Source organism: Paraburkholderia sp. HC6.4b, assembly GCF_014200875.1.
In the GTDB taxonomy this organism is placed as follows: Bacteria; Pseudomonadota; Gammaproteobacteria; order Burkholderiales; family Burkholderiaceae; genus Paraburkholderia; species Paraburkholderia tuberum.
Genome location: NZ_JACHDC010000008.1, coordinates 222,172 through 237,288, shown reverse-complemented (window position 1 = coordinate 237,288; position 15,117 = coordinate 222,172). Strand labels below are relative to the sequence as shown.

Below are 15,117 nucleotides of genomic sequence, written 5' to 3'. Positions count from 1 at the left end.
ACCTTCAGTTCTACAGGCTATTCTTAAGTTGAACGTAAGCTTCCCAGGCCTGCCGTGCAATCGGGTCGAAACGATCGAGTGATAGCGACGGCTGACGCTGTACAATCAGCAGCGCATACGGCTTGGAGAGCGCGCTTGCCTCCTTGCACAGAACGTGTTCGTCGCCGCTTGAAGGTGAGCGGGTGCGCCAGAAGTTGATCGCGGCTTCCAGTTCGTGAATGCTGATCTCGGACATGACTTCGTGATGGCTGGCACGGTGCTTCGATTCGGCTCGACAGCTGCTTCGTGGCGCGTCTGCCGCCGCTTCGCACGCTGGCTGTGTAGCAGGCGCCCCGGCGAACCGCTTGCCCAAACGCCTAAACCCATTGTACTTGAGCGAAATCCATGCGACTCCTTCTGATCGAAGATGACCGCCCCATCGCACGCGGCATCCAAAGCAGTCTCGAACAAGCCGGCTTCACCGTCGACATGGTCCATGACGGCATCTTTGCCGAGCAGGCCCTCACGCAAAATCGCCACGAACTCGTGATCCTCGATCTGGGTCTGCCGGGCATCGACGGCATGACGCTGCTGTCGCGTTTCCGCCAGAGCAACCGTCACACGCCGGTGATCATCCTGACCGCGCGCGACGAACTGAACGACCGCGTGCAAGGCCTGAACTCGGGCGCGGACGACTACATGCTGAAGCCGTTCGAGCCGGCCGAGCTCGAAGCGCGTATTCGCGCGGTGATGCGCCGCAGCGGTCCGCACGGTGACATGCCGCGTCCGGAAGTGTCGCTGGGCGGCGTGCGGCTGTCGGGCGTCGACCGCCGCATCTTCAACGACGACAAACCGCTCGAACTGTCGCCGCGCGAATTCGCGGTGCTCGAAATGCTGCTGCTGCGTCACGGCCGCGTCGTCAGCAAGGCGCAACTACAGGATCATCTGACACACTTCGGCGGCGACCTCGGCGATACCGCGATCGAAGTCTACGTGCACCGCGTGCGCAAGAAGCTCGAGAACTGCCGTGTCGAAATCGTCACCGTGCGTGGCTTTGGCTACCTGTTGCAGGAAATTCGCCAGGCCGCATGATCGTCGTGAAGGCCGCGCATTGCGTCGCGGCCTGACGGCGCCGGAGCGGCGCCGCGCATCGGCTGTGCCCTCGGCGCCTTGTGCCGGGCCCCGGGCCGTCTCAAGGCGCCTCGCGCCATTACTACCGCAGTTGCCACCGCAGTCACAACTTTCCCGCGCGTTCGATCATGCACCAGCCGGCCGCCAATAGTCTGCGCCGCACGCTGCTGCGGCGCCTCGCTGCTCCCCTGTCGCTGCTCGCGCTGATGAGCGGCCTGATCGCTTACTGGCTCGCATGGCAGTACACGCAGCACGTGGTCGACCGTTCGCTCGCGGACCTCGCGACCGCGATCTCCAAACAGATCCAGATTGCCGGACCGGAAGCGCCGATCACGGTGCCACCGCTCGCGCAGGCGATGTTCTCCGACCCCGTCGAGCATCTGGTCTACCGGATCAGCACCGGTGACACCGAAATCGCCGGCGATCACAATCTGCCGCTGCAAGGCACCAACGTGCGCCGCATGCATTACGCGTACGTGTTCGAGACGCAGCACGAAGGCGTGACCGTGCGGGTCGCTCAGGTGCGCGTCGATCAGCCGAGCGGTAATCCGATCGTCGTCGAAGTCGGCCAGCCCGTGCATCACCGCTTCCGCATCGCCGCCGAGTTCCTCATCGCGATCATGATGCCGTTATTGCTGCTGCTGCTAGCCGGCTGGGTGATCGTGTGGCGCGTCGTCAATCAGCAGCTCAATCCGCTGACGGCGCTCGCCGATTCGCTGAACCGGCAAACGCACACGTCGCTCGAGCCGGTCGACGAAACCTATGTGCCGGTCGAGATCCGTCCGCTGACGGGCGCGCTGAACGCGTTGCTCGATCGTCTGAAAGCCGCCCTCGATGCGCAACGTAAATTCATCGCCGATGCCGCGCATCAGCTGCGCACGCCGCTCACCGCCGTGAAGCTGCATGCGGAGCAGGCGGTCGTCGCACGCGATCCACAGCAGACGCTCGCTGCCGTGCGCGAACTGCGCGCCGCGGCCGATCGCGCCGTGCGGCTGTCGAATCAATTGCTGTCGCTCGCGCGCGCCGAGCCGGGCGAACAGGCGGCCCGCTTCGTCAATGTCGACATGGCCGCGCTCGCGTTCGACACCGGCGCCGAATGGGTGCCGCGCGCGCTACCGGTACACGTGGACCTCGGCTTCCAGCGCCTCGACGATCCGTCCAACGATGACCCGCTGATGGCGCGCGGCAACCCTGTGCTGCTCCATGAAGTGATCGCGAATCTGCTCGATAACGCGCTGAAGTATGTGCCGCCTTCGCGGGTCGACGGCGGGCGTATCACGGTCACAGTTTCGCAGACGCTGATCGACGATCTGCGCATGGCCGAGATCGTCGTCGAAGACAACGGGCCGGGCGTGCCGCGTTCGCAGCAGTCGGATCTGTTCAAGCGATTCTTCCGCGGCGACGGGCAGACCGAGGCGGGCGTCGACAGCGGCGCGGGTCTGGGCCTCGCGATCGTCCACGACATCATGGTGCTGCATCATGGCAGCGTGCATTACGAGGACGCACCGGAGGGCGGCGCACGCTTTATCGTGAGGATTCCGTTGCTGCCGCCCGGTGCGTCCGCAGGCGCTGCCACCGCCAACGATGCCAACGCACGGCGCGCCACGAAAAAACCGGCGCACTCGGCGCCGGTCGATTTGTAGAAAGTTTGCCCGGCTGCCGCGGCGGCGTTCGCCTCAGCGCTTCGATCAGCGCAGACAGCTACCGCCGCGCACCGACCCGCGGCTCATTTCTTCTTCGATTTCTTCGCCGATTTGCTCGACTTTTCCGCCTTGTCGGCGCCTTTACCCGACTTGCCGCCGCCCTTGCCCTTCTGCGGCGGTGCCAGCATCGTGCCGCGGCACTTGCGCGCGCCGCAGCGGCATTCGTATTCCTTTTTCAGCTTTTTCGTCTGACGCGCGTCGATCACGAGGCCGTAGTCGTAAAAGACTTCCTCGCCCTCCGCGATATCGCGCAGCGCATGCACGTACACGTGTCCGTCGATTTCCTCGGCTTCGCAGTTCGGCGCGCATGAATGATTGATCCAGCGCGCGCTATTGCCGTTCACCTTGCCGTCGATGACCTTGCCGTTATCCAGCGCGAAATAAAACGTGTGATTCGGTTCAGCCGGATTATGCGGATGGCGGCGCAACGCTTCTTTCCAGGTAATCCGCTCGCCCTTGTATTCGATCAGTCGCTCGCCGGCCGCGATCGGTTCGAGAGCAAACACGCCTTTGCCGTGCACACCCGAACGGCGCACGGCGATCCTGCGTGAATTCATTGAATGAATCCTTGTGAAGAACTGGGGAATCAAATCTGGCAATCGTCAGGCACGTCGTGCGCGCGGCTTTTTTCTGACGCGAATAGCAAACGCGGCGCCCTGAAAGCGCCGCGTCGACTTGCGACGCGCACCGCGCCACAACCGGCATCCTACACGTTGTCCACGGCTTCCTTCAACCGTCAGCCGATGCGTTTGTTCAACATGCGACGGGCGTCACCGTTGACCAAACGAAATGTCGCCGAACAGCGCTTTCTGCTCACGCGGTTGTGAACGCCAGTACTGCGGCGGCGCTTCGACGGTCGCACCGAGGTTAGCGGCGGCGTGCCACGGCCAGCGCGGGTTATAGAGCAGCGCGCGAGCCAGCGCGATCAGATCGGCATCGCCCGTTTCGATCAGCTGCTCGGCGTGCAGCGGATCAGTGATGAGTCCGACGCCGATCGTCGTCAGACCGGTGGCGTGCTTGACCGCCTTCGCGAACGGAATCTGATAGCCTGGCTCGAGCGGAATTTGCTGCAGCGGCGAGACACCGCCCGACGACACGTCGATCCAGTCGCAGCCGCGCTTTTCCAGCTCGTGTGCAAACGCGATCGTGTCTTCGAGCGTCCAGCCGCCTTCGACCCAGTCCGTCGCCGACACGCGCACGCCGACCGGTTTGTCGGCAGGAAATGCGGCACGCACGATGTCGAAGATTTCGAGCGGAAAACGCATGCGGTTTTCGACCGAGCCGCCGTAGTCGTCGGTGCGCTGATTGGCGATCGGCGACAGGAACTGATGCAGCAGATAGCCATGGGCGGCATGCACTTCGAGCGCATCGATGCCAAGACGCGCGGCACGCCGCGCGGACGCGGCGAACGCCTCGCGAATCCGGTTCAGGCCGACGACATCGAGCGCGAGCGGCGGCTCCTCGCCCGGCTTGTGCGGCAGCGCCGATGGCGCATGCGGCAGCCACCCGCCTTGCGACACCGCAATCAGCTGGCCGCCTTCCCACGGCACGTGGCTCGATGCCTTGCGGCCCGCGTGCGCCAGTTGCATCGTCACGTTGACGTGCGAATGCTTGCGGATCGCGGCCAGCACCGGCACGAGCGCCTCTTCGGTCGCGTCGTCCCACAAGCCGAGATCGCCGGGGGTGATGCGCCCGTCCGGCTCGACGGCGGTTGCTTCGATGCACAGCATGCCCGCGCCGGACAGCGCGAGACCGCCGAGGTGAATCATGTGCCAGGCGGTCGCTTCGCCGCGTTCGGCGGAGTACTGGCACATTGGGGAGACGACGATCCGATTGGGAAGCGTCACGCTACGCAGCGTGAGCGGAGAGAAAAGCGCGCTCATGGATTACGCCCAGTGAAAGCCCGAGAGCGATCGAGGATAGCACCGCACGCGGTTTACTGCATGAACGTGGCACCTGGCTGGACGCTTACGTCGCCATTCGGCTAGCCATTCAGGCTTGCGTCTCGACGTGATCGAGCCATTCGCCGAACATGCGGCACGCGGCGGCTTCGAGCACGGGACCGTATCGGCCGGTGTCGGCGCGCAACTGACGCGCGTCGATGCCGTGGCCCGAGAGTTCGTTCGCATTCCCTATCAGCCAAGGTTCGAACCGATCGGTGCGGATCTCGGGATGACACTGTAAGCCCAGTACGTGATCGCCCCATGCGAAGGCCTGATTCTCGCAAGCCGGAGTCGATGCCAGACGGGTGGCGTTGGCTGGCAGATCGAAGGTGTCGCCGTGCCAATGCAGCATCGAGGTATGAGCGCCATCGAGATGACGCAGCGGCGAGGCGCGGCCGGCATCGGTCAGCGTGAGCGGCGTCCAGCCGAGTTCGGCCTGAGCCGCGGGGTAGACGCGCGCACCGAGCGCCCGCGCGAGCAGTTGTGCGCCAAGGCAGATACCGAGTGTCGGCAGACCGGCCTCGATGCGTTTTTCGATCAACGACAGCAGCGGCGCGAGCGTGGGGTACAGCGCGTCGTCGGTAGCGCTGATGGGGCCGCCCAGCACGACCATCAGCGACGCGGCAACCGGATTGGGCGCCTCGATACGGGCAACGCCCACATCGAGATAACGGACCGGACGCCCGCGCTCGCCGAGCACGAGCTCAAGACTGCCCAGATCCTCGAAGTGCACATGGCGGATGGCGAGTACTTCCCGATTCATCGGCCTGCCCTATCTTCAGGTTGACTAACGAGCTGCCGCCAACGACTTTATCCTTGCACGGCACCAGCCGGCAAGCAGGCGGCGCATACCGCCCGCCGTCGCCGGCCAGGCCATGTTAGCGGATTGCCCAGGAAGACGCCGGTTATTGGGCGAAGATCTTCCAGGTCTTCTTCTGGGTAGCGACGTCCGCCGTTTCATGCACGGAGCAGTCGAGACGCACATCGGTGTCCAACATGTTCAGGTCGAGCAGCGCGCAGTGATGCGGCGTCTTCTTCGGATTCTTGCTCGGCTGGAAATGCGTGCAGCTCAGGCACATACGATGCGGCGGAATCGTGTTTTGCGCTTCGAGCTGATAGATGGTCTTGAGCAGCGTGCGATAGAACACGGACTGCTCGTCGTCGCGCAGCGTACCGACCGCCTTCGAGAGGAAGTCCGGCCATTGCGCGGCGCGTTTGGCAGCGGTGCGGCCACGCGAGGTCAGACGTACCGCGAGCGCGCGACCGTCGTCGAGTGCGCGACGCTTTTCGACGAGGCCCTTGGTCTCGAGCGTGCTGACCGCATCGCTGGTGGTCGCGGCAGTCAGCGCCGTTTCACGCGCGATTTCGCCGAGACGCATCGGCCCCTTACGTTGCATCAACAGCACGAGGATCTCGCCCTGGGTCGGCGTAAGGCCCGCGCCTTCCGCCCATTCCCAAGCCTGGCTTCGCATCGCCGTGCTCAATCGCAAGAGGCTGTGGGTCACTCGCCCGGCTGCCTGTTCTCCGTATACGCCTTCGCTCATAATCTTCGATTCGTTTATTTACCGCTTTGGTGCAATGCCGGCGGCTGCCTGCCGGAGTACACCCGTTGCGTGTGTGGGGTAGCTTCGTCCAACCGCGGATGAAACCGTTTGTACTATCTCAAAAATACACCGTCCTGGAAGCCGAAGGCGGCGAAAAACGACATTCTATGCGACAGCGGCTAATCGTACAGCTAACTTATCCAACGCGAGCTGTGGATAAGCAGGGGAAAACGCTTGGACAGCCTGTGTACCGTTTTGCAACAAGCACTTGCAGCGTGTTGAACGTTTCCTCGGTTGCGCTTGCCAGGCGTGGCCGGAGCCCGTTTTACGAGCCCAGTTATCATTTCCCCAGCGCATTGACTTTGCAGGAAATTATTCAGTTGTCCACAGCCTTTGGCAATGCCTGCTTACGACTACTACGCTGGTATACGTAAACTTTCGAAAAATCTGAAGGGTTGCGCGCGCGAAAAACCATAAAAATTTCTTACGAAAAAAAACCCGCACGCGGCGGGTTTCGTCGGAACGTCGCGTAGCTGGCGCACGCAAACGGTTTCATGAAGTCTTCGCGACTAGGCGCGCCATTGCAGACACTGCTGGCGTACCGCCTCGTGCAAGGACTTTTCCTGCGCAAACACACTGCGCAGCCATGTCGCGTCGTTGACCTGACCGCGCGCGATCGCGCCGACTTCGGCCAGCGCATTCACCGAGCCGAGCGCTTCCGCATGCGGTCCGATCTGTTCGAGCGTTTCCAGAATATCTTCGGAAATCGTCTTGCGTTCACCGGTTTGCGGATTGATGCACGTGCCACCGAGTCCGAAGCGGCAGGCTTCGAAACGGTTGAATGTGTAGACCAGATAGTCGTCTTCCTGCGGCAGGATCGGCTTATCGAGCAACAAATGACGCGCGAGCGTCTGGATGTAGCAGGCGATCGCCGCGGCGCGATCCACCGAAAACGGCGTATCCATCACGCGGACCTCAATCGTGCCGAAGCCCGGCTTCGGACGGATATCCCAGTAGAAATCCTTCATGCTATTGACCACGCCCGTGTGGACCATCTTCGAGAAATACTCCTCGAAGCTGTCCCACGTCAGCACGAACGGCGCGCGGCCCGACAGCGGAAACGCGAACACGGAATTCAGACGTGCCGAATGAAATCCGGTATCGACGCCCTGTACGAAAGGCGACGACGCGGACAACGCAATGAAATGCGGGATGAAGCGCGACATCGAATGCAGCAGATACAGCGCGCTGTTCGGATTCGGGCAACCGATGTGCACGTGCTGGCCGAACACGGTGAACTGCTTCGCGAGATAGCCGTATAGCTCGGAAATATACTGAAAGCGCGGCGTATCGACGATCTGCCGCTCGCTCCATTGCTGGAAAGGATGGGTGCCGCCACCGCACAGACCGACGTTCAGATGATCGGCCGCGGACACCAGCGTGTCGCGAATCTTGCGCAGATCGGTGACCGCCTGTTCGTGCGACGTGCAGATGCCGGTCGACAGCTCGATCATGCTTTCGGTGATTTCCGGCGTGATATTGCCGGGGATTTTTTCGTCCTTGATGAGGCGCAGCAGATCCGTGCCGGCTTTGGTCAGATCATAATCGTGCGTATTGACGATCTGCATTTCGAGCTCGATACCGAACGTGAACGGTTTCGAGTCGATGAAGGGTTCGAGTGACATGGCGTCCCCTGAGTCAGGTCGTTTGAGGCGAAGGAATTGAAAGACGGGTTCGTGAAACGCGCATGGCAGCCCATGCGCGTTTCACGCTTACCCCTCGCGCCGCTCGGCGACGAGCGCGAGGCTGCGATAGACGAGCCACGGCCCGAGAATCTGCAGCACGAAAATCGAACACATAGCGATTGCGCGCAGCTGCGGATCGAAGTTCGGATACAGGTTGTACGTGTCGTCGACGAGCAGATACGCGAGCGCCGACATCGGTGACAAGGACAGGCCGAGCGCGATGCCCTGCTTCAAGTTCAGGCCGCTCGGCTTCGCGAACGCCAGCACGCCGACCAGCTTCGCGACGAGGCGAGCAACGATCAGACCCAGCGCGGCGACTCCGCCCAACGCGATGTGCTTCCATTCGAACGACGTCAGCGTCAGCACGAACAGGATCACCGTCAGCAGCCAGCCCGCGGTGCCGAAATGCTCTGGCCACAACTGCGGACGCACTTCGTGATTCTTCACGATGATGCCCGCGGCGAGCAGCGCGAGAATCGTCGACAGCTTGAACAGATGCGCGATCGCGATCGCGAGCAGCACGAGACCGAACAGCGCCACGAACGAATGCTCGTCCTGCATGTTCAGGCGCCGATAGAAGAACGTGCAGGTGCGCGCGAGCAGATACGCGAGCACGAGCGAGCCGACCAGCAGGTACAACGGCTGCAGGATGGTCGCGAACACGTTGCCGTAAACCTCCTGATGCAGCCAGCTCGACACGAGCTTTTCGATCACGACCGCGTACATGCTGTTCAGCGCGGTCAAGGTCAGAAGACGCTGCGTGACCTGGCCTTCCGCGCGTAGTTCGGTTTTGAGCTGGATCACCATCGCGGGCGATGTCGCCATCGCGATCGCGGCGAGTACGGTCGCGACCATCAGCGGCACGTGCAGAAACAGCAACACGGGCAGCACCAGCACGAAAGTCAGCGTGGCTTCGGCGACGCTCGACAGAATCAGCCACGGATTACGGCGGATCCAGCGCAGATCGAGCCGGCTGCCGAGTTCGAACAGCAACAGGCCGAGCGCGACGTCGAGCAGCGGCCGCGCGGCGCTCGCGGAATCCGCATCGATCACGCCAAAGCCTGCCGCGCCGGCCACGAGTCCGATCACCGCATAGCCGGAAATGCGCGGTAAACGCCACGCGCGATAGCAAAGCTCGCCGCACAGACCGGCGGCAAGCAATGCAAGACCCGCCCAGAAAATGGCGTCGGGCGAAAGCGGCCACGCTGGCAAAAACGAAAACGCCGAATTCATCGTAATGGGTTCTCCTTGGCAGCAACGGCAGACGACACGAACCGGCGCACACGCACGCCGTCACGAGCGCACGGGGAGCGCACGTTGTCGCAAGCGCTTCGCGAAATCAGCGTTGCGAGGTTTCAATGATCGGATGATCGGAATGCGCCACGGCCGCGAAGAACCGCACGGAGTCGGGCACATACACGGGATGCGGCAGTAGCAACAGGGATGCTGAAGGAACGCCGTCGACCTTGAATCAGATTCTGTTTGACCGGCACCGTTCCATTGCTGCGCGTGCCGTCAGTTGCTGTGGCACGACGCGGAAAAACGGGGATTGTGCCATAGCTTTTTCCGGGTTAACCGAAAAGACGTTAACTCGCAGGCAAAACGGTAAAAAAGAACGTTATTTTCCCAGTGAACGGAAAAAGCGACCTTTTTTCGAGGTATCGCATCAGTTTCGACCACGTCGCAAACGGCGAATCCGCTCCGGGGCGTTGCCGCTGCTTCGGTGATTTCGATGCGCGGTTTTGTCGTTAACGCAGCGCGTCGAGCGATCCGTTTTACGCGAACTCGAACGAAATTCAGCTAGCCCGATCGGCGGGGCGTTAGCCCCCGTCTTTGCTGTTTACTGGTTTACCGTATGTATACGTAGTAACAGTTAACAAGCTGCCTCGGTTTCTGTGGATAACCTATGTTTACCGAAACAAATCATCGAGTTCCCGGCCGCATAACCGGATGCACAGCATGTGCGGCGGCTGCCGGTATACGCGAGCAACTTTTCGCACTTTTTCGCGATGTCCCAGTTACCCCGTTTACGTCCACAACGGTTCCACACGACTTGCGCCGGTTAACCGCGCGGTTATCCACAGGTGGTAGTGGATAAGCCGGAACCTGGTTTACCGGGCGGGCGGAGTTAACGTGCCGGGCGCAGAGATAACTTCGCAATGGTCGAAGCCGGTTAACCGATCGTTCCCTGTCGCAAGGACCGCAGCAGAAAACGCCCAGGGTCGATGTCTTCCGCGAGATCGCGTTCGAGCGGCCACGGCTCGCCTTCGATCTGCGAGGCGATCAGTTCAGCGCCGAGCGCGGCCCACACCAGCCCGCGAGAACCATAAGCGAATGCGCCGTACAGACCGTCGAGGCGCGGCAGATCGAGCGGCCATGCGCCGCGCAGGCGGGCAGCATCGCGGGCGGCAGCGGCTTCGTCGGCGAACTGGCCGATCATCGGCATGCGATCCGAGCTCACGCAGCGAAACGCAACGCGTCCGGCGAGCGAGGTCAGCGGCGCGGCATCGAGTGCGCTTGCGAACGACGGCAACATCTGAGCGACGCGCTCGATATTCTCGCGATGACCGTCCGCGCGCAGCGACGTGTCGGGCTCGTCGAGTTCATAGGTCGCGCCTGTCAGCGTGACATCGTTCGCGAGCGGCACGGCGTAGCCCTCGCCGATCACCGGCAGCGCAAGCGGCGCGACGGTACCCGCCGGCAGCAAGCTCAACTGACCACGAATGCTGCGGGTCGGCGCATGACGCAAGCCAGCGATGCGCGCAGCTTCATGCGCACCAGCGACGATCACGACCGGCGCTCGCGCGACTACCTTTCCCGCGATATCGAAAACGGTCCACTGATCGCCGGAACGTTCGAGCCGCGCGACGTCGACACCGAAGCGTCGTTCGAGCAAGCCGCCTGCCGATGCGAATTGCGCCGTGCACAGCGAAGTCGGATCGATCCAGCCGCCGCGCGGAAAGAACCAGCCGCCACGCGCGAGCGGCACGCCGGCGAGTCGCTCGGCATCGGACGCGCACACCGGCGTCACGTAGTCGGACGGATAGCGGAACGCGCCGATGGCCTCGCCGATTGCGCGCGCCTCGTCGTCGTCCGCGGCGATCTGCAGCAGACCGCGATCGCCGCGCGCGAGCCGATGCCCTGCACTTTCGAGCGCGGCCCAACGATTGAGCGCGTACAGAAAGCCCGCCCGCGTGACGCGCGACGCGACGCTGTCGTCGCGCGAAATCATTGGGTGGAATACGCCGGCTGGATTGCCAGACGCATCTTGTGCAACCGACGCATGCCGCTCGAGCGAAGTCACGCGCCAGCCGCGCGCCGCAAGCCGCTCGATCACCGCGCAGCCGGCCAGTCCCGCACCGATCACGACCGCGTGTCGTTCGTCGTGCCAGAACGGCGCGGGCGGCTCATAACGGCGCACACGCCAGCGCGGCGCGAAGCGACCGACCAGCATCGCGCGTTTCCAGCCGAAGCCGTCGACCTTGCGATACTCGAAGCCGCATTGCGTCAAAGCGCGTTTGACGTCGCCCGCGCTGCTATAGGTGGAGAAGGTCGCGTCATCGCCGGCGACGCGCGCGAGCGCCTTGAAGATCGCCGGGCTCCACAGCTCTGGATTTTTCGCGGGCGCAAAGCCATCCAGATAGAACGCATCGGCACGCAGCCGCAATGTGGGCAGGCTGTCGAGCGCATCGGCGAAGATCAACGTCAGCACGACGCGGCCGCCTTCGAATTCGACCCGGTGCGTGCCGGGCACGAGCATCGGCCAAGCGTTCGCGAGCGTGTCCGCGAGCCCGGCGATCAGCGGATCGGAGATCGTCGTTGCGTGAACGCGGCGCAGATCGGCGGCGCTAAACGGATGCTTTTCGGTCGACACGAAATGCAGCCGCTCGCAGCGAGCCGGATCGGCGCGCCATGCCGCCCACGTGACGAGAAAGTTGATGCCGATGCCAAAGCCGGTTTCGAGCACGGTGAACGTACGGCGGCTCTGCCATCTTTCGGGCAATTCGTTGCCGCGCAGAAAGACGTGGTGAGCCTGCTCGAGCGCGCCGACGGCGCTGTGATAGATGTCGTCGTAGTGTGGTGAAAAGGGGCTGCCGTTGTCGCGGAAAGCGAGGACGGCGGGGATCAGCGGATCGGTCATGCGCGACGGGAAAACTCGCTCAAAAGGTCGCTCGAAAGAGCGGGTTCGATGGTTCGAGCCGGCGCGCGCTGCGCGCGAGTCGCCGTAAAAGACCCATCAGGACGCATTTAGACGCTTTGCTGCGTTGGCAAAAACCAACGCTAACCCCCGCCAGGACTGGGTTTCAGCCCTCGTTTAGGGGGTGCTGAGGGGCAAAATTTCGATTTCCTTGCAAGAACGGCCCGAAAACCGTGCAATTCCTCGAAACCCTTATCCTGATTGGGTTTGCGCTGCGCTATCATAGCAAGCGCCGCGAAGGGAGCGGCAGCACGGCCGCCGAACAGGGTTTTGTCCGGCGCGGGAGATCGTCAGGATCAGGGCCGCAGCTGCTCGACGGCGCGGTGCGCGCACGTATAATCGGCGCGGTCGCGCTGTTCGTATCAACCTAACTCAGAAAGGAACCTTAATGAACAAACAGGAACTGATCGACGCTGTCGCAGGACAGACGGGCGCCAGCAAGGCTCAAACCGGTGAAACGCTGGACACGTTGCTTGAAGTGATCAAGAAGTCTGTGTCGAAGGGTGAGGCGGTCCAGTTGATTGGCTTCGGTAGCTTTGGTTCGGGCAAGCGCGCAGCGCGTACGGGTCGTAATCCGAAGACCGGCGAAACTATCAAGATCCCGGCTGCCAAGACCGTCAAATTCACGGCAGGCAAGGCGTTCAAGGACTCGGTCAACAAGCGCTAGGCAGATTCCTGCCGGGCAGTTGACACCCGCGAGAAAAACCCGCCAGTGGCGGGTTTTTTTTCGTCCATGCATATGGTTCAAGCGCGGGACGTGCTTCGTTCAGTCATGACGATGCGCGTTCGCGCCGTGGTCATGTCCGCCATGTTCTCAGTCGTCGCCGTGCCCGTGATGATGACGGCCGCGATCATCATCATGATCGTGATCGTGGTCGTCGAACTCCCACGCCGGGAACGGATCAGGGAACTGCTGCCAGGCTTGCGGCCCGAGCGCGTATTCGTCGTCGGTGAGCAGACAGGCGTCGAACTTCGCGCGCCAGATGGCAGGGTCGATATCCATGCCGATCAGCACGAACTCCTGACGACGATCGCCGATGCTGGTATCGTCCGGCGCGCCGTACCAGTCGGCGGCGATTTCGGCGGCCAGCTCGTCGTCGCCTGCCGGCCATTCGCTGCGATCCTGCGCGGCCCACCACATGCCCGCCGGACCGTGCCGGCAAGCGCCACCGGCCTGCGATAGCGAACCGCCGATATCGTTGCGCGTCGCGAGCCAGAAGAATCCCTTGCTACGCAGTACGCCCTTCCACTCCCGATGCAGCAGCTCCCACAGCCGCTGCGGATGAAACGGCCGGCGTGCGCGATAGACGAAATGGCCGACGCCGTATTCGTCGGCTTCGCTGCGATGCATGTGGCCGTGTCGACCGCCGTGCTCGTGCTCGAGTGCCGCGAGCCAGCCCGGCGCATTCGACGCTTCGTCGAAATCGAAGCGTCCGGTGTTCACGATCTGCTCGAGCGGCACGTCGGCGAAGCGGCTCACGAGCTGCACCGCGCGCGGGTTCAGGCGTGCGAGGATGCGCTGCAAACGCGCGAGCTCGTCGGCGCTGACGAGATCGATCTTGTTCACGACGAGCACGTCACAAAACTCGATCTGCTCGATCAGCAATTCGACGATCGTACGGTCGTCGTCTTCGTCGACCGTGATGCCGCGTTCGGCGAGCGCATCGGCCGACGCGTAATCGCGCAGGAAGTTGAACGCATCGACGATCGTGACCATCGTATCGAGCCGCGCGACGTCGCCGAGCGACGCGCCTTCGTGGCCCTCGAATGTAATGGTTTCGGCACTCGACATCGGCTCGGCGATGCCGCTCGATTCGATCACGAGCGCGTCGAAGCGATTTTCGCCGGCGAGGCGATGGATTTCGTTTTGCAGCTCGTCGCGCAGCGTGCAGCAGATACAGCCGTTCTTGAGTTCAACGACCTGCTCGTCGACGCTCGACAGGTCGGCCGCCTGGCGCACGAGCGTCGGGTCGATATTGACCGCGGCGAGATCGTCGACGATCGCGGCGACGCGCAAACCGGCGCGATTCGCGAGGATGTGATTCAGGAGCGTGGTCTTGCCGGCGCCCAGAAAACCGGAGAGCACGGTGATGGGCAATAGCGGCTGGTTCATCGCGGTACGGAATACGGGAGGATTGAAAGGCGTGCCGGGGGCGGGGCCAAATGGTCGGCGTCGCTGCGACGGCGCGACAGCAGCATGAAGCCGCATTGTGCATTAAAACGGGCGCAGCCTGCGCGAGCGACAGCGCTGGAGAAGCCTACCGCGCGGGCATCAACTTCCAGCTGCGCAGAATCGCGGCGATCTGTTGCGCGTATTTGTCCCGCAACGTCGGCGTCTCAGAGTGGTATGCTCCGACCGCCTGCCAGGTATTGCCGTACTTGTTCATCTGGCGGCGCAGATGCCACGCCGCGATATAAACGTTCTTGCACGGCTCCATCAGCGTGCCCTGCGAGATCCCGTACTGGGCGAGCACCGGCAGATGCACCGAATTGATCTGCATCACACCGTAGTCGGTCGAGCCGTTCGCGTTCTTGTGCTGCGCATCCGGCCGGTTGTGCGACTCCTGCCACGCGATAGCCCGTAAAATCAATGGGTTGACCTTCTGATACTTCGCCGCTTCGTCGAAGCAGTCGGCGCGCGCGGAGCCGGCTGCGACGAGCAGCGCGAGCGTGGCGGCGACGGTGACGAGCGGACTTTTCATCGGTCAACAGGACTGGATAAACCCGAGGTAAGAATCGGTAAGGCAGTTTGCCGGCCGCATTTCAGCCACAACGGCAAGCTGGCCGGGCATTTGTCGAGCATCGGGGAAAACCCGCGTCAGCAAACACATAGCAGTGAGTCGAACGGCTCGTATCATACCGGCAGTCCGACCT

Annotated in this window: 14 protein-coding genes; 4 read left to right on the top strand and 10 right to left on the bottom strand. The window is 62.7% G+C overall.

The genetic code is table 11. From position 1 onward, the window contains the following. Positions 1-10: 10 nt before the first annotated feature. Positions 11-235 (bottom strand): DUF3717 domain-containing protein, encoded by a 225-nt coding sequence (locus HDG34_RS14760; protein ID WP_184060994.1) that lies wholly within the window; start codon positions 233-235, stop codon positions 11-13. A gap of 149 nt (positions 236-384) precedes the next feature. On the opposite strand from HDG34_RS14760, the gene HDG34_RS14755 reads away from it, so the two are divergent. Then, the gene (locus HDG34_RS14755; protein ID WP_013090980.1) at positions 385-1,071 is read left to right on the top strand and encodes a response regulator transcription factor; all 687 of its coding nucleotides are present in this window, start codon (positions 385-387) and stop codon (positions 1,069-1,071) included. Between the two features lie 167 nt (positions 1,072-1,238). Further along, a complete protein-coding gene (locus HDG34_RS14750) occupies positions 1,239-2,753 on the top strand; it encodes a sensor histidine kinase (RefSeq protein WP_184060993.1) in 1,515 nt (504 codons plus the stop codon). Positions 2,754-2,836: 83 nt separating this feature from the next. Here the strand turns inward: HDG34_RS14750 and HDG34_RS14745 are convergent, their stop codons facing one another. From HDG34_RS14745 to mnmC, 7 genes are all read right to left on the bottom strand, one after another. Beyond that, the gene (locus HDG34_RS14745) at positions 2,837-3,370 is read right to left on the bottom strand and encodes an SET domain-containing protein (RefSeq protein ID WP_184060992.1); all 534 of its coding nucleotides are present in this window, start codon (positions 3,368-3,370) and stop codon (positions 2,837-2,839) included. A gap of 213 nt (positions 3,371-3,583) precedes the next feature. Then, positions 3,584-4,696, bottom strand: a complete 1,113-nt coding sequence (locus HDG34_RS14740) for an NADH:flavin oxidoreductase/NADH oxidase (protein ID WP_184060991.1) — start codon at positions 4,694-4,696, stop codon at positions 3,584-3,586. A 109-nt stretch (positions 4,697-4,805) separates the two neighbouring features. Then, on the bottom strand, positions 4,806-5,519 hold the full coding sequence (locus tag HDG34_RS14735) for a glutamine amidotransferase (RefSeq protein ID WP_184060990.1): 714 nt from the start codon (positions 5,517-5,519) through the stop codon (positions 4,806-4,808). Between the two features lie 142 nt (positions 5,520-5,661). Then, positions 5,662-6,300: a MarR family winged helix-turn-helix transcriptional regulator gene (locus HDG34_RS14730; RefSeq protein ID WP_184060989.1), complete on the bottom strand. Its 639-nt coding sequence runs from the start codon at positions 6,298-6,300 to the stop codon at positions 5,662-5,664. A 569-nt stretch (positions 6,301-6,869) separates the two neighbouring features. After that, positions 6,870-7,985, bottom strand: coding sequence for a YbdK family carboxylate-amine ligase (locus HDG34_RS14725; RefSeq protein ID WP_184060988.1), 1,116 nt, complete (start codon positions 7,983-7,985; stop codon positions 6,870-6,872). Positions 7,986-8,072: 87 nt separating this feature from the next. Beyond that, complete coding sequence (locus HDG34_RS14720; protein WP_090802344.1) at positions 8,073-9,278, bottom strand: cation:proton antiporter; 1,206 nt, start codon at positions 9,276-9,278, stop codon at positions 8,073-8,075. Between the two features lie 940 nt (positions 9,279-10,218). Next, a complete protein-coding gene (mnmC, locus tag HDG34_RS14715; protein ID WP_184060987.1) occupies positions 10,219-12,186 on the bottom strand; it encodes a bifunctional tRNA (5-methylaminomethyl-2-thiouridine)(34)-methyltransferase MnmD/FAD-dependent 5-carboxymethylaminomethyl-2-thiouridine(34) oxidoreductase MnmC in 1,968 nt (655 codons plus the stop codon). 230 nt (positions 12,187-12,416) lie between these two features. Between mnmC and HDG34_RS14710 the strand changes: the two genes are divergently transcribed. Next, on the top strand, positions 12,417-12,614 hold the full coding sequence (locus HDG34_RS14710) for a hypothetical protein (protein WP_090802341.1): 198 nt from the start codon (positions 12,417-12,419) through the stop codon (positions 12,612-12,614). A 17-nt stretch (positions 12,615-12,631) separates the two neighbouring features. Beyond that, positions 12,632-12,910: an HU family DNA-binding protein gene (locus tag HDG34_RS14705; protein ID WP_018418891.1), complete on the top strand. Its 279-nt coding sequence runs from the start codon at positions 12,632-12,634 to the stop codon at positions 12,908-12,910. 147 nt (positions 12,911-13,057) lie between these two features. On the opposite strand, the gene HDG34_RS14700 is transcribed toward HDG34_RS14705, so the two are convergent. Both HDG34_RS14700 and HDG34_RS14695 read right to left on the bottom strand, forming a co-directional pair. Continuing rightward, positions 13,058-14,356, bottom strand: a complete 1,299-nt coding sequence (locus HDG34_RS14700) for a GTP-binding protein (protein WP_184060986.1) — start codon at positions 14,354-14,356, stop codon at positions 13,058-13,060. Between the two features lie 145 nt (positions 14,357-14,501). Beyond that, entirely contained in the window at positions 14,502-14,945 is a 444-nt protein-coding gene (locus HDG34_RS14695) for a lytic transglycosylase domain-containing protein (protein ID WP_184060985.1), read from the bottom strand. Between the last annotated feature and the right edge of the window lie 172 nt (positions 14,946-15,117).